Origin of the sequence: Muricauda brasiliensis (assembly GCF_003057865.1) — a bacterium.
Lineage (GTDB): Bacteria > Bacteroidota > Bacteroidia > Flavobacteriales > Flavobacteriaceae > Flagellimonas > Flagellimonas chongwuensis.
In genome coordinates this window covers 1-24,746 of sequence record NZ_QBTW01000017.1, presented here as the reverse complement: position 1 = coordinate 24,746, position 24,746 = coordinate 1, and the positions used below count along the sequence as shown (strand labels likewise).

The window sequence follows — 24,746 nt, the reverse complement described above, 5'->3', positions numbered from 1 at the left end:
ATGAACATATCTCTAAAAGGAAAGAATGCCTTGGTCGGCGGCAGCAGCAAAGGAATCGGTGAAGCTATCGCTCGGCAATTGGCCGAAAGCGGCGCCAGCGTTACGTTGATGGCCCGAAGCGAGGGACGTATGAAAGATATCATTAGTGAATTGGACTCTTCGCAAGGGCAAAAACACCAGTTCCTATCCGTGGATTTTTCCAATTTCAAAAACTATAAGAAAACAATATCCGGGTTCTTTGAAACCAATTCTGTAGACATTTTGGTTAACAATACCCAAGGTCCCGAAGGCGGCGGCGCATTGGAAAAAAATGTTGAAGATTATCAAAATGCATTTGACCTGCTTTTCAAATCTGTTGTTTACACTACGGAACTCGCTTTAAAACACATGCAGGCGAACCGCTGGGGCCGCATCATTAACATAGCGTCTATTTCGGTAAAGGAACCATTGAACTATTTGGCTCTTTCGAACACTATTCGAGCTGCGGTGGTCACTTGGGCCAAAAGTTTGGCTTATGATGTGGCCAAAGATGGTATTACAGTAAACAGCACGCTAACAGGTTACTTTGATACGGACCGCATTGCCCAATTAAATTCCAAAAAGGCTGAGAAGTTAGGAATTTCATCTGATGAAGTGCGCTCAAATATGGAAGAGCAAGTTCCTGTAAAAAGAATTGGAGATCCCAAAGAATATGGATACTTGGTTGCATTTTTGGCTTCGGACCAATCTGCATTCATCACAGGAACTAATATTCCTATTGATGGAGGCTTGTTGAAGTCACTTTAAAAAACTGGCTCCCAACAAATTAAATCTTACCAAAAAATTATCACATATTCAATTTTTGAATACTTTTAATGTGTAACCAATAAAATTTACACTTATGAATTCAAAAGTTTTTATGGTGGCCCGTATCCTATTGGGACTGTTCGTCATCATTTTTGGTGCCAACAAACTTTACCCTTTTCTTCCCGCTCCAGAGGAAATGCCAGAAGGTATGATGACCTATTTTACAGGGTTGACAATGTCCAAAACTTTAATATTAGTTGGATTGGTAGAGGTGTTGGCAGGCATTTCCTTCATTTTGAACAAATATGGAGCTTTAATGGCAATCATATTGATGAGTGTATCGGTATGTGCTGTCCTGTTCCATCTAACCATGGCGATGGAGTCCATTGCCCCTGCCCTGGCACTACTGATTCTCAACATTGTTGTGCTTGTCGGCTATAAAGACCGATACAAGGACATTTTAAGACCTTAACAAAAAAACCTCCAATTGAATTGGAGGTTTTTTATAAACTCATTTTATCCTTGAAAATATAGGATTGCCTTCGAGAAACCTCCACTTCCTCTCCGTTCTTCATGGTAAGCTTAAGCTTTCCATTAAACCATGGAACTACATTTTCAATATAGTTGGTATTAATGATTTGCTGACGGTTGGCCCTAAAAAATGAGTCTTCGGGCAACTTTTCTTCCACTTGGTTAAGCGATTTGTAGAGCATGGGCTTTTTATCCTCGAAGAATACCCTCGTGTAGTTCCCGACAATTTCGAAGAGTGATATATCCCCTACTTTCACCAACCAACAGTCCTCTCCATCTTTTATGAAAATCTGACTGCCCTCTGTCAACTTTTTGGTAGCGGGACTATCTACTTGCTTGGCAACCATTTTTGCACGGACTTTCTCAATGGCCATATCAAAACGTTTGTTGCTGACCGGTTTTAGCAGATAATCCAATGCATTGTACTCAAAAGATTTTATGGCATATTCATCATAGGCCGTAGTAAAGATGGTAATCGGCACCTCATCCAACATTTCCAACAAGTCAAAACCATCCTTTTCCGGCATATTGATGTCTAGAAACAACAAATCAGGTGATTCGGACTCAATTAATTCAACACCATCATCTACATTGCTTGCTTCACCAACAAGTTCCACATCATCATGTAGCTTAATGAGTTCCTTGAGCTCGTTCCTCGCCAATCTGGAATCTTCAACTATTACCGCCCTGATCTTCATGCCAATGGTATTTTAATTTCAGCCACTACCTCATCGGATTTTTCCTCTAATTTAAAAGATGCCTTGCCAGCATATAGTAGCTTCAAGCGCTGTTCTATGTTTATCAAGCCCAATTTGGTGGAATCTTTGGCAATTTTGAGTTTTCCTGTATTCCTTACCTCTATAATCAAATCATCTTCTTTCTTGGTTATATCCAAGAGAATCCTTCCTCCATTTTTAAGATTGGAAATACCATGCTTTGTGGCATTTTCTATCAGTAATTGAATGATCATCGGCGGAATTCTAAGGTCCAAGGTATCCGCCCCTACTTGTTTCACAAACTCCAAACGATGTTCGAACTGTATTTTAGAAAGGTCGATATAGTTGTCCACTACTTCCAACTCCTCCCGTACCGGAATATCATTGATATTATTTTTTGTAAGGGAATAGCGAATAATTTCGGACAGCTTGGTAAGCATTTCCCTTGATTTTTCCACATCTTCCAACATTAAACCCCGAATATTGTTAAGGCTATTGAACATAAAATGTGGATTGATCTGTCCCTTTAAGGTGTTTAATTGGGCCTGCTTTAAGGTGGTATTCAGCTCAAGTCTTTCTATTCTATCCTGATTTAATTTCAAAAGCAATTTGATGACCAAATACGTTATGGTCCATGCCCCCACCAAAAAGAGAGAATTCAACACTTGGACCATGACTTTGTCATAACCTTCGAACATTTGCATTTCTGCCTCCGTGATTTCTGGACCAAATTTTATATAGATATACCCGAAAAAGACGTTTAAAAGCCCGAAAATCGTGGAGGCCAATAATATGGATATAATAATTTTCAGAACCTCTTTTCCACCAAAGGAATCAAAATGAACATTTCTCTTAAGGTACCAACGTAATATTGAAGTAGAAAATACACCTATAAAAATTCCGACGACAACAGAGAAAACGGTCATCTCCAAACTTATATTTTGGGGAATCAAAGCTGCAATGGCATTGATAAACCCCCACCCCAATAATTGAAGGGTCCAAAATGCAATATTTCTCTTTCTACTACTTAATTCCATTCCATTGAGCCAAGTTTACCCAAATTTACATCAAACCAATTCAGTATTGGTGCTACTACGATTTTTGTTCGGCTTTTCTTTTAAATGGATTGCTGCAAGACTTTTTCTGTGGCAAAAAGGCAACCCACATCATAGTTATTCCCGAATAGAAAAATGGAAAGTACTCCATATACTCCCATGTTTTATATTTTCCAAATATTCCTATGGACACACCAATTATTCCCATGGCCAATACTACTTTCTGACTTGTCTTAAGCTTTTTCATATTAATGGATTTTGCAACGTTAGCCGATTATAAAATAATACTTACTAAAATTGAAATAATTAATTTGGCTAGTGCGATCATAACTGTTCGGTTTTAGAATTTATTTCTGAAGCTAAAGTACCGGACAATTATTTGCTGATGAAGTGATTTATGACAAGTGGTAATTTTGACGAACCGAACGGTAAATCCGGTGTTTTTCGACAACGAAATACAGTAAACAACTGATTACCAATATTATTTTCCCTTCGGAGGGAATTTAGAGAATACCTTTTTTACCACGGCACGTAGCTTATCCTCCCGTACACTTGGCGATGCATTCTCCCGGAGTCCGCTCTCGGTCACTGCCTGCCAGACAAGGGCATCCCGTTGTGCATCCACCAAATCGATTTGGATACTACGCTGCATATTTGGGCCACCCAATGGTAATCCTACAGAAATACCACCTCCAACGTTTCTGCCGCCGCCGCCAAGTCCAACTCCTACGTTGTTGCTCGGAGCGCTCCTATATTCATTGCTCATAATGTTGATGAAAAGTTCAGGTTCTTCGGCCAATCGATAGCCACGAGCTTGCAAGGTAGAATCCAAGGCATTGAGCAATCTTTTTTCATCCAACTGACTCAATCCAGATTGCATATCGGAATAATAGTTATAGGTAGAATAGCTGGAAAAATCTACTGTTTTATCGTAATCATAGTTTACCTTGACAGAGCTACAGGATGCCAACAAAACAATCAAAACTATGGAAAGTAAATAGCGCATATTGGATAATTGGGTTCTCCTAAAATTAATCAATATATTGATTAGATGGTAGATGCCAGGTCGTTATTCGTTCAACAACTTCCAAAGTCTGTCTTTAAGTTGCTGAATACCCAAATTGCTTACGGACGAAATGAACATATAGGGAACATCCTTGAAATCTTCTTTCATATCCTCATCCATTTCTGCAATCAGTTCTTTGTCCAACATATCACATTTGGAAATGACCACTATACGACCTTTGTCCAACAACTCGGGATTGTACCTTCTTAATTCATCCAAAAGAATGTTGTACTCTTGGCTAATATCCTTGCTATCCGCAGGTATCAAAAACAATAGGGTGGCGTTTCGTTCTATATGACGCAGAAAATAATGCCCAAGTCCCTTTCCCTCGGCTGCACCTTCAATAATTCCTGGAATATCCGCCATCACAAAACTCTGGAAATCGCGATATTCCACAATTCCCAAATTAGGTTTTAGTGTAGTAAACTCGTAATTGGCAATTTTGGGCTTTGCGGAGGTCATTACGGATAACAAGGTTGATTTCCCAGCATTGGGAAAACCTACCAACCCTACATCGGCCAAGACTTTAAGCTCAAGGGTCAAATGGCCCTCTTGCCCTTTAATTCCGGGTTGCGCGTATCTGGGAGTTTGGTTGGTGGCACTTTTAAAATGCCAGTTCCCGAGTCCGCCCATGCCACCTTCGAGTACAATTTTCTCTTCGCCGTCTTCGGTAATCTCAAAGAGTATCTCGTTGGTTTCCGTGTCACGTACCACAGTGCCCAAAGGCACTTCCATGTATACATCCTCACCATCGGCACCGGTACTTCGGCTTTTGCTACCATGCTCACCATGGCCTGCCTTAAAATGTTTTTTGAATTTAAAATGGACAAGTGTCCACAGGTTTTTGTTCCCTTTGACAATAACATGACCTCCTCGACCACCATCACCACCATCTGGCCCACCTTTGGCCACATATTTTTCACGACGTAAATGCGCAGACCCCTTGCCCCCGTTTCCGGAAGAGATGTGCACCTTTACATAATCGACAAAATTTCCTTCGGTCATATTCTAATATAAAAAAGTCTTTGCGGATATCAATTATAGGGAATCGATTACCTTGCTCAAGCGACCTGTAATCTCCTCAATATTACCTATCCCGTTTACCGAGTGGAATTTTCCCTGCTTCTCGTAATAGGCTTTCAAAGGAGCTGTTTTTTCATTGTATTCATCAAAACGATTACGGATTTTGCTCTCGTCCTGATCATCAGAACGACCGCTACTTTTTCCGCGCTCCAAAAGTCGCTCCACCAAAATGTCATCCTCAGCTTCCAAAGCAATGGTTGCATTCACCTTCATATCCTTAGATTCCAAGAAATTATCCAATGCCTCTGCCTGAGCCGCGGTGCGTGGGAAACCATCAAAAATAAAACCTGCTGCGTCGGGATTTTTCTCCACTTCGTCCTTCAACATATCAATGGTAACGGCATCCGGAACCAAATCGCCCTTATCTATGTAGGACTTGGCCAAAGTGCCAAGTTCGGTTCCATTTTTAATATTGTACCGGAAAACATCCCCGGTGGAAATATGTTTCAAATTATACTTTTCCTTTAGGAAACCTGCTTGGGTCCCCTTCCCTGCTCCTGGCTTTCCAAAAAGCACTAGGTTGATCATATCTGTTTGATTTAATTGGTAAACTTCTCTAAGATTTCGGCCCAGCTCGTTATAATCAAGTCCATACCCTACAATAAAATGGTCTGGAATCTCAAGACCCACATAATCTATGGCATATTCCCCGTTATAAATGTCGGATTTATAAAACAGCGTACCGATTTTAAACTCCTTTACATTGGTATTGGAAAACAAGTGGACCAACTCCTTCAATGTACGGCCCGTATCCACCACATCTTCCAAAATAATTACGCTTTTGCCCTCCAATTCTTCGGGAACATCCAAAAGTGTTTCCACAATCCCTGTCGAGGTCAATCCTTGATACGAACTCAACCGCACAAAAGAAACTTCGCATGGGTGCTGGTAGGCCTTCAAAAAATCGGCCACGAACATAAAAGCACCATTGAGTACGCCTACAAAAAGTGGTGTTTCATCCTTATAATCAGCTGCTATCTCCTTGGCCATTTTATCAATGGCTGCAAGGATTTGCTCTTCCTTTAAATAGGGCTTAAAAACTTTATCGTGAAGCTTAATCAATGTGTTCAAGTTATGGTCAGGTTGGCAAAGATACTATTTTTAAAGCTGCTAAAACCTTACATCTTTTATACCCTCGTGGATTTCATGTATTTTTGCCCACATTCAATTCATAAATCAATGCAATTTTTCTCTTCCGATTTTAAACTTGGAATTTTAGGTGGTGGACAACTGGGCAAAATGATGCTCTACGAAACCAGAAAATGGGACATACAGACCAAGGTAATGGATGCCTCTCCCGAAGCTCCATGCAAAATTGCCTGCAACGAGTTTGTTCAGGGCAGTTTGATGGATTTTGATACCGTTTATGCCTTTGGAAAAGACGTTGACGTACTCACCATCGAGATTGAAAACGTAAATGTTGATGCCCTTGAAAAGTTGGAGCACGAAGGCAAAACCGTATATCCACCCACCAAAACCTTAAAGACCATCCAGAACAAGGCCGTGCAAAAGTTGTTCTATACCGACCATGGCATTCCAACGGCACCCTTTACCCGATTCGCCTACACATCGGAAATCGAGGACAGTATAAACAATGGTGGACTTTCCTTTCCATTTGTTTGGAAGAGCGCCCAATTTGGGTATGACGGTCAAGGGGTAAAAGTCGTTCGAAAGATGGAAAACCTAAAAGAACTGCCCAATGTGGAGTGCATTGCCGAAAAAATGATTGATTTTAAAAATGAGTTGGCCGTTGTGGTAGCCCGTAACTCAAAAGGTGAGGTCAAAACATATCCTGTGGTGGAGATGGAGTTTCATCCCGAGGCCAATCAAGTAGAATACGTAATCTGTCCTGCACGGATTGATGATGCAGTAGCCAAAAAAGCACAAGAAGTAGCTTTAAAAGTTTCGGAACACATGAAGCATGTAGGATTGTTGGCCGTAGAGATGTTCCAAACCAAGGACGACCAAATTTTGGTCAACGAATCCGCTCCAAGGCCACACAACAGCGGACATTACAGTATTGAAGCGGCATACACCAACCAGTTCGAACAACATATCCGTGCCATTTTAGGACTGCCACTTGGAAAAACCGACAGCAAAGTAGCTGGAATTATGGTTAACTTGGTAGGTGCCGAAGGGCATACAGGAGATGTGGTTTATGAAAATATTGAGGAAATACTGGAAATGGACGGGGTTACGCCACATATTTATGGCAAAAAACAAACCCGCCCTTTTCGTAAAATGGGACATGTAACCATTGTTGACGAAAACATGGCCAGGGCTAGAGAAGTAGCACAACAGGTAAAAGAAACCATTAAAGTGATAAGTAAATAAGATATGAGCAAAGTAGCCGTGATCATGGGAAGTACCAGTGACCTTCCAGTTATGCAAGACGCCATTGATATATTAAAGGAATTGGGAGTGGATGTGGATGTAGATATTGTGTCTGCCCACAGAACCCCCGAAAAATTGTTCAGTTTTAGCAAGAGTGCCCATACCAATGGCTATTCTGCAATTATTGCCGGAGCAGGTGGAGCAGCACATTTACCGGGAATGGTGGCATCGTTATCGCCTCTCCCTGTTATCGGAGTGCCCGTAAAAAGCAGCAATTCTATTGATGGTTGGGATTCCGTTTTGTCCATTCTCCAAATGCCGGGCGGTGTTCCAGTGGCCACAGTAGCCTTAAATGGAGCCAAAAATGCCGGTATCCTTGCTGCACAGATAATAGGTAGTTCCGACAGCGAGATCATGAACAACATCATTTCGTATAAAGAGGGACTTAAGGAAAAAGTTATCAAAGGTGCAGAGGAGGTAAAGAAAACCTTTTAGAAAAAAATCTTGTTTGGTTATGAACTATAATCAAATTGGCATATTGTTGGGGATTTGCGCCATGGCGTTTTTTGGATTTACCCTCAAAAAAGTCAGTAATCCATTTCTGAAAGGCCTATGGAAAAGCGGTCTATTGGTGTTTACCATCTACGCAGGATTATTGATTTTTATTGAGATACGTTGGCAATTTATTTCGGATTATGCCAGCAAATATGATTTGAACGGAAACGGTTTTGTGGACCTCAACGAATATTCTGATGAGGCCATAGCCGCCATGAACAGAAAAACCTATGGCTCAACCATCAGGAGTTACGCCCCATTGACCATGGCCGTGATCTCATCCATTATCGGTTTTGCCTATTTGCTGAGCGATTGGGCCGTGATACGTTTAAAAAACAAAGAATAGAAGTAACAACTATGAGCAATCCATTGTTGGAGCCATTTAACCAAGCTCCATTTTCCAAAATAAAGAACGAACATTTTAAGCCTGCTTTTCTTCAGGCCATCGAGGACACGAAAAAGGAAATCGATGATATTGTGAACAACCCAGAACTCCCGACGTTCGAAAATACGTTGGAGGCCCTGGATTTTTCCGGGAAGCAATTGGACCGTATTTCAAGTATCTTTTTCAATTTGAATTCGGCGGAGACCAACGAAGAGATTCAGAAAATCGCCCAAGAGATATCGCCCATATTGTCCGAATTCAGTAACGACATTACCTTGAACGAGGGTCTTTTTGCAAGGGTAAAGACCGTTTATGGGCAACGTGACTCTCTGGATTTGACCACTGAACAACTGACACTTCTCGAAAAAAAATACAAGAATTTCAGTAGAAACGGAGCCAATTTGAAGGAGGAGAACAAAAAACGTCTTCGGGAAATTGATGCCGAACTCTCCAAGTTGAAACTCACCTTTGGTGAAAATGTATTGGCCGAGACCAATAAGTACGAAATGTTATTGACGGATGAAAAGGATGTTGATGGATTACCCGAAGGAACCAAGGAAGCCGCAGCGCAGTTGGCGGAATCCAAGGACAAGGAAGGCTGGCTGATTACTTTGGATTATCCGAGCTATATCCCTTTTATGAAATATGCCAAGAACCGCGAATTGCGCAAGGAACTTTCCATGGCTTTTGGCAGCAAAGGTTTCCACAATGATGAGCTGGACAACCAAGAAAACGTAAAGCGCATCGTTAACTTGCGACACGAAAGAGCCAATCTTTTGGGATATAGCACCCATGCCGATTTTGTTCTGGAAGAGCGAATGGCAAAAACTCCCGAAAAAGTAAAAGACTTTTTGAACGAACTTTTGGAAAAGGCCAAACCTGCTGCTGAAAGAGAATTTACCGAGTTAGAGGCCTACGCCAAGGAATTGGACAACATCGACCGTCTGGAAAAGTGGGACAGTGCGTACTATTCCGAAAAGTTGAAACAGAAACTCTTCAATTTGGACGATGAAAAATTGAAACCCTACTTTAAACTGGAAAATGTGATCAATGGGGTTTTTAAAGTTGCAGAAAAACTCTTTGGTCTTACTTTTAAAGAAGTGGACAACGTGGACAAATATCATCCAGAGGTTAAAACCTTCGAGGTATATGAGAACGATAATTTTATCTCGTTGTTCTATGCCGATTTCCACCCTAGGGCGGGAAAACGTGGAGGTGCCTGGATGACCTCATACAAACCACAGTATATGTTAAACGGTGAAAACAGCAGACCACATATTTCCAACGTCTGTAATTTTACAAAACCTACGAGTTCAAAGCCCTCACTGCTCACCTTTAATGAGGTTACAACACTTTTCCATGAATTTGGTCACGGACTTCACGGCATGCTAGCTAACACCACCTACCCTAGCCTATCAGGTACTTCGGTGTATTGGGATTTTGTGGAACTGCCCAGCCAAGTGATGGAAAATTGGTGTTACGAAAAAGAGGCTTTGGAACTTTTTGCCCATCATTACGAGACAGGTGAGTTGATTCCGATGGAGTTAGTGGAAAAAATCAAGGAATCCGCTACTTTTCAAGAGGGTATGGCCACGGTTCGCCAATTAAGTTTTGGTTTATTGGACATGGCATGGCACGGAACAGACCCATCAAGCATTGAAAATGTAAAAGCCTATGAAGAGCAAGCTTTTGAAAGCACAAACTTGTTCCCCGAAACAGCGGAAACATGTATGAGCACCTCATTCTCCCATATTTTTCAAGGTGGATATTCTTCGGGATACTACAGTTACAAATGGGCAGAAGTATTGGATGCTGACGCTTTTGCCTATTTTAAAGAAAATGGAATTTTCAATAAAACGGTAGCAGAAAAATTCAAGGAAAATGTGCTTTCAAAAGGAGGCACCGAGAATCCAATGGACCTCTATATAAAGTTCCGTGGAGCCGAACCAAATATCAACGCATTATTGGAACGTGCTGGGCTTTTGGAGACCAATAATTAAAATTGATTGAATACTAAAAAACAGTTAATAGCAAATGCTCCCTGTTAGTATGCTATCAATGATGCGTCTAACTCGTTTTTAACCTTGGAAATATATGTCCAAAAACTATTACATTTGGTAATTCGATAAGAATATGGCCAATCACAAACTTCAACCGGACAATTGGGTCGACCTGTATGCGGACTACCTGTTCAATTATGCAGTATCGCGTGTAAGCGATGCTGAAATTGCCAAAGATTTGGTACAGGAAACTTTTTTCGCAGGTTTAAATTCCGCCAAGAATTTTAAAGGCGACGCTGCCGAAAGAACATGGTTGGTATCCATACTCAAGAGAAAGGTTATAGATCATTATCGAAAAATCAATTCCAAAAAAGGAAAGGCGGAGGTACGCATCAATTACAATTCCGATTCCGAAGTAGAAGGCGATTGGCTGGAACAACAAGTTGCAGACCCCTTTAGCAAGGATGGCGACAATATTTTGGAAAATGAAGAATTGGGTTCAGCTATTCAAGATTGTATCACCAAATTGCCACAAAAGCAGGCCTTGGCCTTTAAATTAAAGACCATTCAAGGCATGAGTACCGAGGATATTTGTAATGAACTGGACATAAATCCGTCCAACCTTTGGGTAATGATCCATAGGGCAAGGACATCGCTTATGGGTTGTTTAAACGAAAATTGGTTTTAGGTATGAAGATTTCATGTAAAGAGGCATCATGTATTTGTGACAAATCCCAGTACAAAGAAGCTAGTTTTTGGGACATTGTAAAACTTCGCTTCCACCTTCTTTATTGCAAGGTTTGTCGTGGCTATTCCAAAAAGAATGGTGAGTTGACCTCGTTGTGTGATCGAGCTGGACTGACTATGCTCTCCGATGATGACAAGAAAAAAATGAAGAGAGAATTGGAAGAGAAACTTTAAAAATAATTCTCCGTCCACCAGAATAGGCCAAACCAAAAAATCGGGATAGCCTCTACCCAGAACATCACAAAATATTTGGACTGCATTCGCCTCTTTGAAATCAGCACAAAAATAAGTGCTGCGGACAAAATGAGCCGTAATAGGATTTCATTTTGATGAATCTCGTCCTTCAAAAACGTCATCAAGAAAAAAATCAAAACAAGCCCTAATCCCAATCGGGTGGTGTTTTTTATCCCCAAAACCTGCGGCAATGTCCGTAAACTTTTATCGTCCCACTGTAAATCCCTGATTTCAAAAGGTAAAATCAACACCAAAACCAATAGCATCCTTTGGATAAAGGTCACGGCAAAATCCCAGTCCAAGGTCATTTTTGCATCCAAAACGGGCAATAAGACCGAAAAACCTGCCCAGACAAAGGCTACGATATAAATTTTTAACCCTGCCAAATTCCTCAAGTTTTTGGCGCTGGGCAACAAAGGCAGGGCATACAGCGCGGACAACACTCCCAAAATAGCAGTCGCTATCCAAATATCCCTATTCAGTTGCAGCAAAAAATAAATGGCAAAAACAAAGCAAACAAAGCTGAACATTTGAATCACTTTGTGATAGGCATTCGATACGATGAGATACTTATATGCCTCTACCCCATATTTAATAAAGTTGTAGCAAACGATAACACTAAAAAAAATGAAGCCCATTAGATTGATATCCGATGAGCTTCCCAACAAATGGAAGGTGACGCCCGCCATAGAAATGACCGCAATCGCCACATGAATACTGGCGTCCAGGTAAAAATCAAATATGGCTTTTAGGGTTCGCATTCAGATAAAAAATTAGGCCTTGTCACTAAGGTTAATTGGTGGTTAACAACTTTACCCTAGAGACCTTCAAAATTGGCTATTTTGATTGAATTAATCCCTAATTTTGTGCACTTTATTGGATTGAACATGAACACAGAGGTTTTTGCCGCCAGACACATTGGCATCACAGAAAGAGACTTGCCCCACATGCTCGAAACCATTGGGGTGGAAAGTATGGAACAGCTCATTTATGAGACCATCCCCGACGATATCAAACTTAAAAAACCATTGGACCTGCCAGAAGGTATCAGCGAACATGAGTTCCTGAGCCATCTGAACGAACTGGCCAAGAAAAACAAGGTTTTTAAGACCTATATTGGATTGGGATACCATGAATCGCTAACTCCATCTGTAATCAAAAGAAATATTCTGGAAAATCCGGGATGGTATACCGCTTACACACCCTACCAGGCAGAGATTGCCCAAGGTAGATTGGAGGCACTTTTAAATTTCCAAACCATGGTCTCCGACCTCACCGGAATGGAAATTGCCAATGCTTCACTCTTGGATGAGAGTACAGCGGCTGCCGAGGCCATGAACATGTTGTTCGAGCTTCGTAGTCGTCAACAGAAAAAAAGCGGTTCGGTAAAATTCTTTGTATCCGAAGAAATATTGCCGCAAACGCTAAGTTTATTGCACACCAGAGCCATTCCATTAGGAATAGAGCTGGTTGTGGGCAACCATGAGACCTTTGATTTTTCAGAAGAATTCTATGGTGCGTTGTTACAATACCCAGGAAAGCACGGTCAAGTAAACGACTATGCATCCTTTGTGGAAAAAGCCAAGGAAAACGAAATCAAGGTAGCGGTCGCCGCCGATATTTTGAGCTTGGTGCTACTGACTCCTCCCGGGGAATGGGGCGTAGATGCTGTTGTGGGAACCACTCAACGTTTTGGTATTCCACTGGGGTATGGTGGACCGCATGCAGCTTTCTTTGCCACCAAAGAAGAGTACAAAAGAAGCATTCCAGGGCGTATCATCGGTATCACCAAGGACACCGATGGCAACCCTGCGCTACGTATGGCCCTTCAAACTAGGGAGCAACACATAAAAAGGGACAAAGCCACCTCGAATATTTGTACCGCACAAGTACTATTGGCCGTTATGGCGGGCATGTATGCCGTTTATCATGGACCAGAAGGCTTAAAATATATCGCAAACAAAGTTCACAACAATACTAAAAAATTGGTCAGTGCTTTGGAAGCTCATGGTTTCGAGCAAACAAACAGTGCCTATTTTGATACCGTTGAAGTGAAAGTGAAAAACAGCAACAAACTGAAAGAAGTTGCTGAAAGCAAAGACATCAACCTTCATTACATCGACGAGAATACAGTTTCCATTTCTTTGAATGAAGCGGTTTCCAGCACTGACTTGGATACTTTGGTTTCTTGCTTTGTTGAATCTCATGATTTGGAGGAAAAGTCCTTAAAGAATAATCCACAGGTTGACGCCATTCCATCCAACCTACAAAGACAGACTCCATTTATGGAGCACGAAGTCTTCAACTCCTATCATTCAGAGACGGAGTTGATGCGTTATATCAAAAAATTGGAGCGCAAGGATTTGGCATTGAACCAATCCATGATCTCTTTGGGAAGTTGTACCATGAAGCTAAACGCTGCATCAGAAATGTTACCATTGAGCTGGGGCGAATGGGCCAACATCCATCCTTTTGTACCCTTAAATCAGGCTGAAGGTTACCAAACGGTCCTAAAATCGTTGGAAGAACAACTTAATGTGATTACAGGATTTTCAGCAACTTCGTTACAGCCGAACTCCGGTGCCCAAGGCGAGTATGCCGGGCTCATGGTAATCAGGGCCTATCACCAATCCAGAGGCGAGGGACACCGCAACATCTGTTTGATTCCTGCTTCAGCACACGGGACCAATCCTGCTTCGGCTGTAATGGCGGGCATGAAGGTCGTTGTGACCAAAACAGATGAAAAAGGAAATATCGATTTGAACGATTTGGAAGACAAGGTAAACCAACATGCCGAAAATCTTTCCGCATTGATGGTCACCTACCCTTCTACCCATGGCGTTTTTGAATCGTCCATTAAAGAGATTACCAAACTTATCCACGATAACGGCGGACAAGTATACATGGATGGTGCCAATATGAATGCACAGGTCGGATTGACCAATCCCGCTACCATTGGTGCCGATGTTTGTCACTTGAACCTTCACAAGACCTTTGCCATCCCGCACGGTGGTGGAGGACCAGGTGTTGGACCTATTTGTGTTGCTGAGCAGTTGAAACCATTTTTACCGACCAATCCAGTAATTCCTACGGGGGGAGAAAATGCCATCACGGCCATTTCATCCGCTCCTTGGGGAAGCTCTTTGGTGTGTTTGATTTCATACGGATACATCAAAATGTTGGGTTCGAAAGGTTTGACCAATGCAACCAAGGCCGCTATTTTGAACGCCAATTACATCAAAGACCGCTTAAAAGGAAAATTTGATGTTTTGTACACAGGTGAAAGAGGACGTGCCGCACATGAAATGATTATTGACTGTAGACCTTTCAAAGCGAATGGCATTGAAGTGACCGATATTGCCAAACGTCTTATCGATTATGGATTCCACGCACCAACGGTATCGTTCCCTGTGGCCGGAACGTTAATGATAGAGCCAACCGAAAGTGAGAGCCGTGCCGAACTGGACCGTTTCTGTAATGCATTATTGTCCATTAGAACAGAAATTGATGAGGCTTCCGCTGATGATACGGATAACGTCCTAAAAAACGCTCCGCACACATTGGCAATGGTAACCAACGATTCTTGGGAACATCCATATAGCAGGGAAAAAGCTGCCTTCCCACTACCCTATATAGCCGAAAATAAATTTTGGCCAAGCATTAGAAGGACTGATGAAGCGTTTGGGGATCGTAATTTAATGTGTACCTGCGCACCTATCGAAGACTACATAGAAGCCTAGAAACCATTATAAACATTGATAAAAAGCCTTGATTCAATTTTAGAATCAAGGCTTTTTTGTCTTCTGCCATTTGTTGGTTATCTTTTTGGATATTGTAAAATTTACTATGCATGCATAATATTAATGATTCGATATCTTAACTTGTATTGAATATAAAACCTCCGCATAACATGAAAATTGGCATCACAGGTACCGGAAGCCACATCCCTTCCATAATTACCAGAAATGAAGATTTCTTGAACCATCAATTCATGGAGACCGATGGATCGTCCTTTGGACAGGAAAATAATGTTATCATTGAAAAATTTGAGGCCATAACGGGCATTGCCAATCGAAGGTATGCCGAACCGGACCTGAAGACATCGGACATTGGTTTTTTAGCGGCAGAAGAAGCTATTGCCTCTGCCAAAGTAGATAAAGAAGAACTCGATTACATAATCTTCGCCCATAATTTTGGTGACCTTACTCCTGGTAAAATGCAAGGCGATACACTACCTAGCTTAGCGACCAGGGTTAAGCATTTGCTACGCATCCAGAATCCCAAATGTGTAGCCTACGATTTAATTTTTGGTTGTCCGGGTTGGATTGAGGGTATGATTCAAGCGACCGCATTTATCAAAAGTGGAATAGCCAAAAAATGCTTGGTCATAGGGGCCGAAACATTATCCAGGGTGGTGGACCCGCACGACCGTGACAGCATGATTTTTTCCGATGGTGCCGGTGCCGCAATACTTGAAGGCAATACTACACATGGAGAAATATTATCACATGCATCGGAAACGTACGCCAATGAAGAGGCTTACTATCTTTATTTTGATAAATCCAATAGTCCTTTAGAACCCAAGGATAAGCGCTATATTAAAATGCAAGGGCGAAAAATTTACGAATTTGCTTGCATTAACGTACCTAAGGCCATGGCTTCTTGCCTTGATGATAGTGGAATTGACATTGATGACGTTAAAAAGATTTTTATTCATCAAGCCAACGAAAAAATGGACGAGGCCATCATCAAAAGATTCTACAAAATCTATGGAAAAACCGTACCCGAACATGTAATGCCCATGAGCATCCATGACCTCGGAAACAGTTCCGTTGCTACGGTGCCCACACTTTACGATATGGTTCTGAAAGGAAAACTTCCCGAACATCAGGTCAACCCTGGCGATGTTGTTATTTTTGCCAGTGTCGGGGCCGGAATGAACGTCAATGCTATAGTTTATAGATACTGAAACTAAGTATGAATTGGCTTTGCTACGTGAAAAGCTAAATCAGCTAGCTGTAAATTTCTTAATCTGGTCTTCTTTTTCCAAAGGCACAAAGAATACATTCCTAATACCGTTGTCCTCAGAGCGCTTCAATGTATCTATTTTCATCAACGTATTATTGGTGTGGGCATAAAAAGCATAGTTCATCCCTTTCATTAATTCATCCAATGCCGATTCATTCTGATTAAAGAGTATTTCACAAATTATAATGGGCCTATCTTTTTTCAACAATTGCATTCCTCCTTTAAGCACCATGAACTCCGCACCTTCAACATCAATTTTTATTAAATCCACTGGTCGCCCTTCGTTTCTCACCTCATCTATCTGAACCGATTCAACAATGACCTTTTTTGAGTTCAAACCTCTCTTTGTACCCAAATTGTGTTCACCTGACAAGTTGAGAATATGAGGAAATTTGGGGTTAACGACTTCATAAAAAGCAATATTCCCGCTTTCAGATGATAAAGCTTGAGGATGAACCCTGATTTGATTATTCATTTGGTTGATAGCTATGTTTTCATATAAGTAGTGTTTTGGACCATTAGATGGCTCAAAAGCGCTAACCTTTATTTTTGAATTATAGGCACATGCCAAAATGCTATAATACCCAATATTTGCGCCAACATCCCAAAAAGTACCTACGCACTTTATTAATTCCATGAATATCGATGTATACTCATACTCCATTGGGTTTCCCCAATAAAGCTCTCTTAGAATATAACTGGTCTGGTTAGCTTTTAATTGAATTGAGACGGATTCTGAAAAATTCAGTTTAACCGTGCCAGTAGGGCTCAACTTGTACTTATCTGGAAAAAAACCTTCCATCAACTTCATTGACTTTCGAAGAAACCTGTTTACATACTCCCTATAAATTATTGCACGAATTATAGCTATCATCCCTCTAATAATTAGGATTCAAAGATATTTAAATATCAAGACTGTTTACGGTCAACTAATAAGGATAATGGTTGGCAAGTGCATTTTAACCAAAAAATTCTATTACTATAGATTATAATCGTTTATTTGAAAAACATTCATTAACCATTAAAATTAAATTTTGAAGATCAATTACTTGAAAATTTATTTATTTTTCACATTTGTGTTAATTAGTTTTCATATTGGCTTAGCTCAAAGTTACGATGTGATGGGTTACCAAAAAATCAATGAGACCAACGGTGGTTTTACTGGCAATCTAGACAATTTTGATTCTTGGGGAGTAGCAATAGATAACATCGGGGACTTAGATGGAAACGGAGTCAATGACCTCGCCGTGGGAGCTTATACCGACGATGATGGGGGAACCAATCGTGGTGCTGTCTATATACTTTTCCTAAATGCCGATAATCAAGTTATATCTCATACAAAAATCAGCGATTCATCAGGCAATTTTACAGGCGTTTTGAATAATGACGATCGCTTTGGTGGTTCAGTCTCATTTCTTGGAGATCTTAATAATGATGGTAGAATAGAACTCGCCGTTGGTGCAGATTATGATGGTGACGGAGGATATTGGCATGGAGCGGTATGGATACTTAGTTTAAACAATGATGGAACAGTGTTCAGTCATACTAAAATAAGTGATACCCAAGGCGGATTTAACGGCCCTATTAATAATGATGCCATCTTTGGTACGGACATGGAAAACATTGGAGACCTAAACAATGATGGCATAACTGACCTTGCTGTTGGCGCAAGAAGGGATGCCGATGGCGGATCTAGGCGAGGCTCGGTATGGATTTTGTTCATGAATGCCGACCTTACCGTAAATTCTTATCAAAAAATTAGCGACACCCAAGGTGGATTTACAACAAACCTCGATTTTGAGGACTATTTTGGTGGTTCTATTCTAAATATTGGTGATCAAAATTCTGACGGCACCAATGATATTATCGTAGGTGCTTATAGAGACGACGACCAAAACATAAATTCTGGAAGTTTTTATCTATTATATTTAAACCAAGATGGCACCGTACAAAGTTCAGTGAAAGTTTCAAATACAAGCGGCGGACTTTCCAATCAAATTTCAGCCAATGCCTTGTTCGGCGAATCCATAGACGGTACTAATGATATTGACGGAGATGGCAAACCCGAAATCCTAGTAGGAGCCTTGGGGCACTATAATCCAACTTTGGCAACAAATACAGGTGCATTTTACATGATTGAGGTCAATTCAGATGGCTCGGTCTCAGAAGATAGGTTTTACACCTATGGTGAATATTGCTTTTCAGGAGAATTGAATTCAGGAGATTATTTTGGAGGAGCAATTACCCTGCTAAGCCAAGGACCCAATCCAAAAATTGCTGTAAGTGCATATCATGATAGCGAGAATGGAACTGAAAAGGGTGCTGTTTGGATATTGGATCTTGGTGAAATTGAATATTCCATATTATCTGGAAATGATGCTTCATGTGGTTCGGACGATGGTAGTTTTGTAATCTCAGATGTAGCACCCAATCTTGATTATATCATTCAATACGATTTTAATGGTTCAAGCTACACCGATTATTACATATCTGATGAACATGGCTCATTTAATGTCGAAAACTTATTTGCAGGAACTTATGAAAACATAATTATCACGGAGTCCATGCTGAACTGTTCAGATGAGCTGGGCAACTTTACAGTTAATGGCAATTCTATTGAACCAACCATTAACCCTGTGTCCCCAACTTCGTGCGGAAACACCGATGGCCAAATTGAGATATTTGATTTAGTGGCAGGCTCAACTTATCAAGTCACATATGAGCATAATAGCAGTACATTTAATGTTAATTCACAAGCAAATGCAAACGGAAATCTGACAATTAACAATTTAAGCGAGGGCATTTATCATAATTTTATAATCACAGACCTTATCGACCAATGTGAGACAATACCTATAGATATCACATTGAACGAGAACGTGCCGAATCCAGACATCATTGTTAACAACCCCACTTCCTGTGGTGTCAATGACGGTTCGATATCTTTAATTGGGTTAAGACCAACTAGTGAATATATCATATCCTATGACCACACTGGAGACTTTGTGACGGATACTTTTAATTCAGACACCAACGGTGAAGTTCTAGTTGGTAATTTATTTAGTGGAAGCTATGAAAACTTGACAGTAATAGAGTCTTGGAACTCTTGTTCAACAAATTTGGGCGCAATTCAACTGGTCGATATGAGCCTTCAGGTTACTGCGTCAGTGATAGACCCTACAAGTTGTGGTTTGGCAAATGGTCAAATACTTTTGGACGGACTCTTGCCCGATTCAGAATATAATGTCAGATATACCTTCAATGGTGAAAATTTGATTGTCCAGATACCATCGAACAATAAGGGGCAAGTTTCATTGAACGACTTGGGAGCGGGAAATTACACGAATATAACTATGAGCAATCAAGGTACAGGATGTACCAATTCCATTGATGACGTAATCCTTAACCAACCTGGTTTATCGCCCGTAATCTCTGTAGAACCACCAACTAGTTGCACATCAGAAGACGGCTATATATATATATCCAATTTATTGCCCAATGCAACGTATTCCATAAGCTACATGAAAGATTCCAGTGAAATCTCCCTACAGTCTAGCACTGCCGGAAATGGGACACTTTCTTTAAACTTTATTGCTGTTGGAAACTATGAACACTTTACCATTTTAAACGCTGAGTTTCAATGCTCATTCATCGAGCCCCTGATTGAGGTATCCTGTAATGGCAATTTGATTGGCTGTTTTGTTGCAAAAAGCTTTTTTTCTCCGAACGGAGACGGAATCAATGATGTTTGGGAACTAGAAACGCTTAATGACTGTTCCTATGAAGTATTCATTTACAATAGATATGGCAAGCTTTTATCCGTTCTATCCCCTAACAACCCAAAATGGGATGGCACGTATGCTGGCAACCCTATGCCATCCAGCGACTATTGGTATTCGGTAAAATATTATTATAATAACACGTATTCATCATATCAATCGCATTTTACACTTAAACGCTAGAAGCCAATAAACCAATAATTTCAATACAAACCGTTTTTATCATTTGATGATTGAATTTATTTGGGATAAGTCCCGAGATTTTTGGACTTTTAACCAATGCGCATCAGTATTGTTATTCCTGCACATAACGAAGCTTCTTTTATAAAGAATTGCCTAGACTCGTTCGTTGGTCAAACTTACCGGCCCAATGAATTGCTTGTTGTGGACGACAATTCTTCCGACAATACTTTTAACATCGCAAAAGACTACGCACAAAAATACAGCTGGATAAAAGTGGTTCAGCGCAGCTCATCCAACGAACATATTCCGGGCAAAAAAGTAGTGGATACCTTTAATTTTGGGTTGCAACAAACCTCAGATTTTGACCTCATAGGCAAGTTTGATGCGGATATCATTCTACCCAAGAATTATTTTGAACTCATCGTCAATCAATTTCAGGCCAATTGGAAACTCGGAATGTGCTCGGGACTTCTCTACATCAAAAAAGGAGAAAATTGGATTTATGAAAACATCGCGGATAAAAATCATATCCGAGGACCTATTAAACTTTACCACAAAGCCTGCTTTGAAAAAATCGGCGGTCTGCGTCCGGGAGTGGGTTGGGATACTGTGGATACGCTTTTGGCCAAATACCACGATTTTGAAACGGTAACACTTCCTCAACTCAAAGTAAAGCACCTCCGCCCGACGGGCCATGGATACAGTACCAAAAACTATCAATCCAAAGGTGTCGCGATGTATAAAATAGGATACGGACTAGTACTCACCAAAATCGCCGCATTAAAAATGGCCTGGCAGGCTAAAAGTCCGGGGTTATACTTCCAAGCCATATTTGGCTACCTAAGAGCTTTCTTCCAACAGCAACCCAAATACGTTTCCAAAAAAGAAGGAAAGTTTATAAAGAGCTACCGTTGGAAGGGGATACTTTCCAAATTATAACTATTCAAACTCCAAAACCTCCCCAATAGGCTGCCCAGTGGCACCACTAGGGAACGCAATGCCAAGCAACGCTGCTATTGTCGGTGCGATATCGGGAATCTCCGTGCGGTTTACCGTACTTCCCTGTTTAATGCCTTTACCATACAACAATAATGGCACATGAGTATCGTAGATTTGAGGCGAGCCATGTGTAGAGCCCGTGGTACCATAAGAAATATAACCTACCTTGGGCACTAACAACACATCACCGGAACGCTTTTGGTTATAGCCATTCTGCAAAATGTATGGTATCCCTTCGGTGTATTCGTTTTTCCACATTTGACTGGCCGTATAAACTTGACCAATGCCCTCATAAGTCAATAATTCTCTTGCGATATCTTCTTGGGCATCTTCTAGCTTGATATCCAAATTAGCCAATATTTTATGGTCCAAAAACAATTGATAGTTGGAAAGGTCCCTGACCACATCCGTAGTTCCATATTTGTATTGAAGAAACTCTCCGAACTTTGCTTTCATGCCGTTCATATCCAAATAACCAGCAGGAATTTTGGAATCCATCAAATAGGTGGGAACATCGATGGCCGCATGATCTGCCGTTAAGAAAACGGTATATTCACCTTCTCCCACCTTCTCGTCCAAAGTAGAAAAAATACGGGCCAAATCTTGATCTAATCTTATGTAAGTATCTTCCACCTCTTTAGAGTTCACCCCAAAAAAATGCCCCACATAATCGGTACTGGAAAAACTAATGGCCAAGAAATCCGTAATGGTATCTGCTCCAAGGTCTTCGCCTTCCAAAGCGGCCAGGGCAAAATCTGCTGTAATGCTATTTCCATAAGGGCTTCTTCTTATCAAATCGAACTGACCGTTTTGATCCCAAATTGCCGGAAGGTCATGAGGAAAAGTATTGCTGGTTTCTCCCTTTTGCAATCCTTCGTAATTATTGGCATCCAAACCACTTTCTACATACGTTTCAATAGGTTTTAGCGTATTCCATGGCTTTTTGTATGACTCTACAATATCCGAATTATTAAAGTCCATGACCCATTGGGGCAATTCATCCATATAATAGGTACTTGTTATCCAGTTGCCATCTTGTCCGCCCTCGAACCAGTAGGCTGCATTTGCTGTATGCCCAGCCGGAAGGATCGCCCCCCTATCCTTTAGGGCGACACCTATCACTTTCCCTCTTTTTTGGGTATGCATGCGCAATTCGTCCGTGATGGTAGTAGTGAGCATACGGTGCGGCGACATTTTCCCTGCATCCGATGTGGTGCCCACTGAGCTGTAACTATCATCCCCTGCACAATACACATCTTCCCCCAATTCTTTATCAAACCAATCGTTCCCGATTATACCGTGCGTAGCCGGTGTGGTTCCCGTATAGACCGAGGTGTGACCTGGTCCCGTACTGGTGGGCGCATAATTGAAGTGGTTGTTTTTACAATTGAACCCTTCGTTAACCAATCGCTTAAAGCCCCCTTCTCCGTACTGATTCCAGAAACGGGTCAGATAATCGTAACGCATCTGATCTACTACAATACCCACCACTAGTTTTGGCGATTGTGCAATAGGTGCTGGGGGTTGTACTTGCTCATCATTCTTTTTTCTTCGCTGACCGTAGGAAAAACTGATCATGCACAATGCAAAAAGGGAAACTATAAGGTTGGTTGTTCTCATGTTATAGGTTTAATCAAATTAGGGCAAAACTATTCATTTATCCTGTTTTAAAATTTAAATGAAGGTTAAAAGCTGCACAATATTCTTATTTTTATCATCTCAAGTCCAAATAAGCGCATGAAATACCTAGAAGCGATTGGAAAATACTTCATCATGGTTTGGGAAGTATTTAAAAAGCCTACCAAGTGGCGTATTATGAAAACCTTGATTCTCAAGGAAGTCGATGAATTGGTCTTTGGTGCCATGGGCATCATCATATTCATATCCTTTTTTATTGGAGGAGTTGTCACCATACAGACCGCCCTTAACTTGACAAATCCGCTTTTGCCCAAAAGTCTTATCGGATTCGCAGCAAGGCAATCCGTAATACTGGAATTTGCACCGACATTCACCTCTATAATAATGGCAGGAAAAGTGGGCTCTTACATTACTTCCAGCATTGGCACCATGCGTGTTACGGAACAAATTGATGCTCTTGAAGTTATGGGGATAAACTCCTTGAACTATCTCGTGTTCCCAAAAATTGTAGCCATTATGCTATACCCCTTTGCGGTGGCAATTTCCATGTTCGTAGGCATCTTAGGAGGGTGGGTGGCCGCTGTTTTTGGCGGTTTTGCACCTAGCGGCGACTTTATACAGGGTCTTCAGATGGATTTTAATTCCTATCACGTCACCTATGCACTGATTAAGTCAGTAGTCTTTGCTTTTGTAATCGCGACGGTACCATCCTTTCATGGGTATTACATGAGGGGCGGAGCTTTGGAGGTAGGCAAGGCCAGCACCACATCGTTTGTTTGGACCAGTGTTGTGATCATTATCGTGAACTATATTTTAACACAATTATTGTTGGGCTAATGATAGAGGTAGATAACATACATAAATCGTTTGGAGACAACCACGTACTCAAAGGAATTTCAACAACATTTGAAAAAGGGAAAACAAATCTTGTAATTGGACAAAGTGGTTCAGGTAAAACGGTCTTCTTAAAATGTCTCTTAGGACTTTTTGAACCTGATGAGGGAAACATTTGCTACAATGGCCAGGTTTATTCCGAGCTTTCCATAAAAGAAAAAAGGAATTTAAGACAGGAAATGGGAATGGTATTCCAGGGCAGTGCTCTTTTTGACTCTATGACCGTGGAAGGCAATGTTATGTTTCCTTTGGATATGTTCACCAAACAGTCGCAATCGGAAAAACAAGATCGTGTGGATTTTGTGTTGAAGCGAGTCAACTTGGTGGATGCCCATAAACGATTTCCTGCTGAAATATCTGGAGGTATGCAAAAGCGTGTTGCCATTGCAAGAGCTATTGTGATGAATCCAAAATACCTGTTCTGTGATGAACCCAACTCTGGGCTCGACCCAAAAACCGCCATCCTAATCGACAACCTGATTCACGAAATCACTCAGGAATATGACATTACGACCATTATCAACACACACGATATGAACTCGGTAATGGAAATAGGTGAAAAAATAATCTTTCTAAAAAACGGACTTAAGGAATGGGAAGGCACCAATAAAGAAATCTTCAAGACCGACAACCAAGCGGTTACCGACTTTGTATACTCCTCCGAATTATTTAAAAAGGTCCGACAAATGTATATTGAGGAGAGGAATTAACCCAGACATCAGACATCAGACAT

23 protein-coding genes are annotated in these 24,746 nt (G+C 41.0%); 14 read left to right on the top strand and 9 right to left on the bottom strand.

Translation table 11 applies throughout. From position 1 onward, the window contains the following. A complete protein-coding gene (locus DCK90_RS13780; protein ID WP_108246789.1) occupies positions 1-786 on the top strand; it encodes an SDR family oxidoreductase in 786 nt (261 codons plus the stop codon). Between the two features lie 94 nt (positions 787-880). Continuing rightward, complete coding sequence (locus DCK90_RS13775) at positions 881-1,258, top strand: DoxX family membrane protein (RefSeq protein ID WP_108246788.1); 378 nt, start codon at positions 881-883, stop codon at positions 1,256-1,258. 31 nt (positions 1,259-1,289) lie between these two features. On the opposite strand, the gene DCK90_RS13770 is transcribed toward DCK90_RS13775, so the two are convergent. The 6 genes from DCK90_RS13770 to DCK90_RS13745 form a co-directional block, all read right to left on the bottom strand. Beyond that, positions 1,290-2,015 carry a LytR/AlgR family response regulator transcription factor gene (locus DCK90_RS13770; RefSeq protein WP_108246787.1) on the bottom strand — a complete coding sequence of 242 codons (726 nt, stop codon included), beginning with the start codon at positions 2,013-2,015 and terminating at the stop codon, positions 1,290-1,292. Beyond that, positions 2,012-3,070, bottom strand: coding sequence for a sensor histidine kinase (locus tag DCK90_RS13765; RefSeq protein ID WP_108246786.1), 1,059 nt, complete (start codon positions 3,068-3,070; stop codon positions 2,012-2,014). The genes DCK90_RS13770 and DCK90_RS13765 overlap by 4 nt, the downstream gene beginning before the upstream one ends. Positions 3,071-3,125: 55 nt before the next feature. After that, a complete protein-coding gene (locus DCK90_RS13760; RefSeq protein ID WP_108246785.1) occupies positions 3,126-3,335 on the bottom strand; it encodes a hypothetical protein in 210 nt (69 codons plus the stop codon). Between the two features lie 234 nt (positions 3,336-3,569). Then, positions 3,570-4,094: a DUF4136 domain-containing protein gene (locus DCK90_RS13755; RefSeq protein WP_108246784.1), complete on the bottom strand. Its 525-nt coding sequence runs from the start codon at positions 4,092-4,094 to the stop codon at positions 3,570-3,572. Positions 4,095-4,157: 63 nt separating this feature from the next. Further along, on the bottom strand, positions 4,158-5,159 hold the full coding sequence (obgE, locus tag DCK90_RS13750; RefSeq protein WP_108246783.1) for a GTPase ObgE: 1,002 nt from the start codon (positions 5,157-5,159) through the stop codon (positions 4,158-4,160). A 33-nt stretch (positions 5,160-5,192) separates the two neighbouring features. After that, the gene (locus DCK90_RS13745; RefSeq protein ID WP_108246845.1) at positions 5,193-6,299 is read right to left on the bottom strand and encodes an adenylate kinase; all 1,107 of its coding nucleotides are present in this window, start codon (positions 6,297-6,299) and stop codon (positions 5,193-5,195) included. A gap of 117 nt (positions 6,300-6,416) precedes the next feature. Here DCK90_RS13745 and DCK90_RS13740 point away from each other — a divergent pair, with 117 nt between their 5' ends. From DCK90_RS13740 to DCK90_RS13715, 6 genes are all read left to right on the top strand, one after another. Next, positions 6,417-7,571 carry a 5-(carboxyamino)imidazole ribonucleotide synthase gene (locus tag DCK90_RS13740; protein WP_108246782.1) on the top strand — a complete coding sequence of 385 codons (1,155 nt, stop codon included), beginning with the start codon at positions 6,417-6,419 and terminating at the stop codon, positions 7,569-7,571. Between the two features lie 3 nt (positions 7,572-7,574). Then, positions 7,575-8,066, top strand: coding sequence for a 5-(carboxyamino)imidazole ribonucleotide mutase (gene purE / locus DCK90_RS13735; protein ID WP_108246781.1), 492 nt, complete (start codon positions 7,575-7,577; stop codon positions 8,064-8,066). A gap of 19 nt (positions 8,067-8,085) precedes the next feature. Then, positions 8,086-8,472: a hypothetical protein gene (locus DCK90_RS13730; RefSeq protein WP_108246780.1), complete on the top strand. Its 387-nt coding sequence runs from the start codon at positions 8,086-8,088 to the stop codon at positions 8,470-8,472. Positions 8,473-8,483: 11 nt separating this feature from the next. After that, positions 8,484-10,511: a M3 family metallopeptidase gene (locus DCK90_RS13725; protein WP_108246844.1), complete on the top strand. Its 2,028-nt coding sequence runs from the start codon at positions 8,484-8,486 to the stop codon at positions 10,509-10,511. Between the two features lie 133 nt (positions 10,512-10,644). Beyond that, the gene (locus DCK90_RS13720) at positions 10,645-11,199 is read left to right on the top strand and encodes a sigma-70 family RNA polymerase sigma factor (protein ID WP_108246779.1); all 555 of its coding nucleotides are present in this window, start codon (positions 10,645-10,647) and stop codon (positions 11,197-11,199) included. Between the two features lie 2 nt (positions 11,200-11,201). After that, positions 11,202-11,432, top strand: coding sequence for a hypothetical protein (locus tag DCK90_RS13715; RefSeq protein WP_108246778.1), 231 nt, complete (start codon positions 11,202-11,204; stop codon positions 11,430-11,432). On the opposite strand, the gene DCK90_RS13710 is transcribed toward DCK90_RS13715, so the two are convergent. Next, positions 11,429-12,253 (bottom strand): UbiA prenyltransferase family protein, encoded by an 825-nt coding sequence (locus DCK90_RS13710; RefSeq protein WP_108246777.1) that lies wholly within the window; start codon positions 12,251-12,253, stop codon positions 11,429-11,431. The two genes, DCK90_RS13715 and DCK90_RS13710, sit on opposite strands and share 4 nt — an antisense overlap. A gap of 126 nt (positions 12,254-12,379) precedes the next feature. Here DCK90_RS13710 and gcvP point away from each other — a divergent pair, with 126 nt between their 5' ends. Both gcvP and DCK90_RS13700 read left to right on the top strand, forming a co-directional pair. Next, the gene (gcvP, locus tag DCK90_RS13705; protein WP_108246776.1) at positions 12,380-15,232 is read left to right on the top strand and encodes an aminomethyl-transferring glycine dehydrogenase; all 2,853 of its coding nucleotides are present in this window, start codon (positions 12,380-12,382) and stop codon (positions 15,230-15,232) included. A gap of 170 nt (positions 15,233-15,402) precedes the next feature. Further along, complete coding sequence (locus DCK90_RS13700) at positions 15,403-16,461, top strand: 3-oxoacyl-ACP synthase III family protein (protein WP_108246775.1); 1,059 nt, start codon at positions 15,403-15,405, stop codon at positions 16,459-16,461. A gap of 39 nt (positions 16,462-16,500) precedes the next feature. On the opposite strand, the gene DCK90_RS13695 is transcribed toward DCK90_RS13700, so the two are convergent. Beyond that, entirely contained in the window at positions 16,501-17,394 is an 894-nt protein-coding gene (locus DCK90_RS13695; protein ID WP_108246774.1) for an FkbM family methyltransferase, read from the bottom strand. A 247-nt stretch (positions 17,395-17,641) separates the two neighbouring features. Between DCK90_RS13695 and DCK90_RS13690 the strand changes: the two genes are divergently transcribed. Together DCK90_RS13690 and DCK90_RS13685 are read left to right on the top strand one after the other, a co-directional pair. Further along, positions 17,642-20,482 (top strand): T9SS type B sorting domain-containing protein, encoded by a 2,841-nt coding sequence (locus tag DCK90_RS13690; protein ID WP_159075848.1) that lies wholly within the window; start codon positions 17,642-17,644, stop codon positions 20,480-20,482. Positions 20,483-20,578: 96 nt separating this feature from the next. Beyond that, a complete protein-coding gene (locus tag DCK90_RS13685) occupies positions 20,579-21,421 on the top strand; it encodes a glycosyltransferase family 2 protein (protein ID WP_108246772.1) in 843 nt (280 codons plus the stop codon). Here DCK90_RS13685 and pafA read toward each other — a convergent pair whose 3' ends face one another. Beyond that, entirely contained in the window at positions 21,422-23,101 is a 1,680-nt protein-coding gene (pafA, locus tag DCK90_RS13680) for an alkaline phosphatase PafA (protein WP_108246771.1), read from the bottom strand. A 117-nt stretch (positions 23,102-23,218) separates the two neighbouring features. Between pafA and DCK90_RS13675 the strand changes: the two genes are divergently transcribed. Further along, on the top strand, positions 23,219-23,956 hold the full coding sequence (locus DCK90_RS13675; RefSeq protein WP_108246770.1) for an MlaE family ABC transporter permease: 738 nt from the start codon (positions 23,219-23,221) through the stop codon (positions 23,954-23,956). Next, the gene (locus DCK90_RS13670; protein ID WP_108246769.1) at positions 23,956-24,723 is read left to right on the top strand and encodes an ABC transporter ATP-binding protein; all 768 of its coding nucleotides are present in this window, start codon (positions 23,956-23,958) and stop codon (positions 24,721-24,723) included. The genes DCK90_RS13675 and DCK90_RS13670 overlap by 1 nt, the downstream gene beginning before the upstream one ends. The last annotated feature ends 23 nt before the right edge of the window (positions 24,724-24,746 follow it).

Coding starts and splice junctions, on each gene's coding strand:
- pafA (WP_108246771.1), bottom strand. CDS start 23,101: ATGAGAACAACCAACCTTATAGTTTCCCTTTTTGCATTGTGCATGATC.
- DCK90_RS13730 (WP_108246780.1), top strand. CDS start 8,086: ATGAACTATAATCAAATTGGCATATTGTTGGGGATTTGCGCCATGGCG.
- DCK90_RS13720 (WP_108246779.1), top strand. CDS start 10,645: ATGGCCAATCACAAACTTCAACCGGACAATTGGGTCGACCTGTATGCG.
- DCK90_RS13740 (WP_108246782.1), top strand. CDS start 6,417: ATGCAATTTTTCTCTTCCGATTTTAAACTTGGAATTTTAGGTGGTGGA.
- DCK90_RS13780 (WP_108246789.1), top strand. CDS start 1: ATGAACATATCTCTAAAAGGAAAGAATGCCTTGGTCGGCGGCAGCAGC.
- DCK90_RS13675 (WP_108246770.1), top strand. CDS start 23,219: ATGAAATACCTAGAAGCGATTGGAAAATACTTCATCATGGTTTGGGAA.
- DCK90_RS13695 (WP_108246774.1), bottom strand. CDS start 17,394: ATGATAGCTATAATTCGTGCAATAATTTATAGGGAGTATGTAAACAGG.
- DCK90_RS13715 (WP_108246778.1), top strand. CDS start 11,202: ATGAAGATTTCATGTAAAGAGGCATCATGTATTTGTGACAAATCCCAG.
- gcvP (WP_108246776.1), top strand. CDS start 12,380: ATGAACACAGAGGTTTTTGCCGCCAGACACATTGGCATCACAGAAAGA.
- DCK90_RS13685 (WP_108246772.1), top strand. CDS start 20,579: ATGCGCATCAGTATTGTTATTCCTGCACATAACGAAGCTTCTTTTATA.
- DCK90_RS13700 (WP_108246775.1), top strand. CDS start 15,403: ATGAAAATTGGCATCACAGGTACCGGAAGCCACATCCCTTCCATAATT.
- DCK90_RS13775 (WP_108246788.1), top strand. CDS start 881: ATGAATTCAAAAGTTTTTATGGTGGCCCGTATCCTATTGGGACTGTTC.
- DCK90_RS13725 (WP_108246844.1), top strand. CDS start 8,484: ATGAGCAATCCATTGTTGGAGCCATTTAACCAAGCTCCATTTTCCAAA.
- DCK90_RS13765 (WP_108246786.1), bottom strand. CDS start 3,070: ATGGAATTAAGTAGTAGAAAGAGAAATATTGCATTTTGGACCCTTCAA.
- DCK90_RS13710 (WP_108246777.1), bottom strand. CDS start 12,253: ATGCGAACCCTAAAAGCCATATTTGATTTTTACCTGGACGCCAGTATT.
- DCK90_RS13755 (WP_108246784.1), bottom strand. CDS start 4,094: ATGCGCTATTTACTTTCCATAGTTTTGATTGTTTTGTTGGCATCCTGT.
- purE (WP_108246781.1), top strand. CDS start 7,575: ATGAGCAAAGTAGCCGTGATCATGGGAAGTACCAGTGACCTTCCAGTT.
- DCK90_RS13760 (WP_108246785.1), bottom strand. CDS start 3,335: ATGAAAAAGCTTAAGACAAGTCAGAAAGTAGTATTGGCCATGGGAATA.
- DCK90_RS13670 (WP_108246769.1), top strand. CDS start 23,956: ATGATAGAGGTAGATAACATACATAAATCGTTTGGAGACAACCACGTA.
- DCK90_RS13770 (WP_108246787.1), bottom strand. CDS start 2,015: ATGAAGATCAGGGCGGTAATAGTTGAAGATTCCAGATTGGCGAGGAAC.
- obgE (WP_108246783.1), bottom strand. CDS start 5,159: ATGACCGAAGGAAATTTTGTCGATTATGTAAAGGTGCACATCTCTTCC.
- DCK90_RS13690 (WP_159075848.1), top strand. CDS start 17,642: ATGGGTTACCAAAAAATCAATGAGACCAACGGTGGTTTTACTGGCAAT.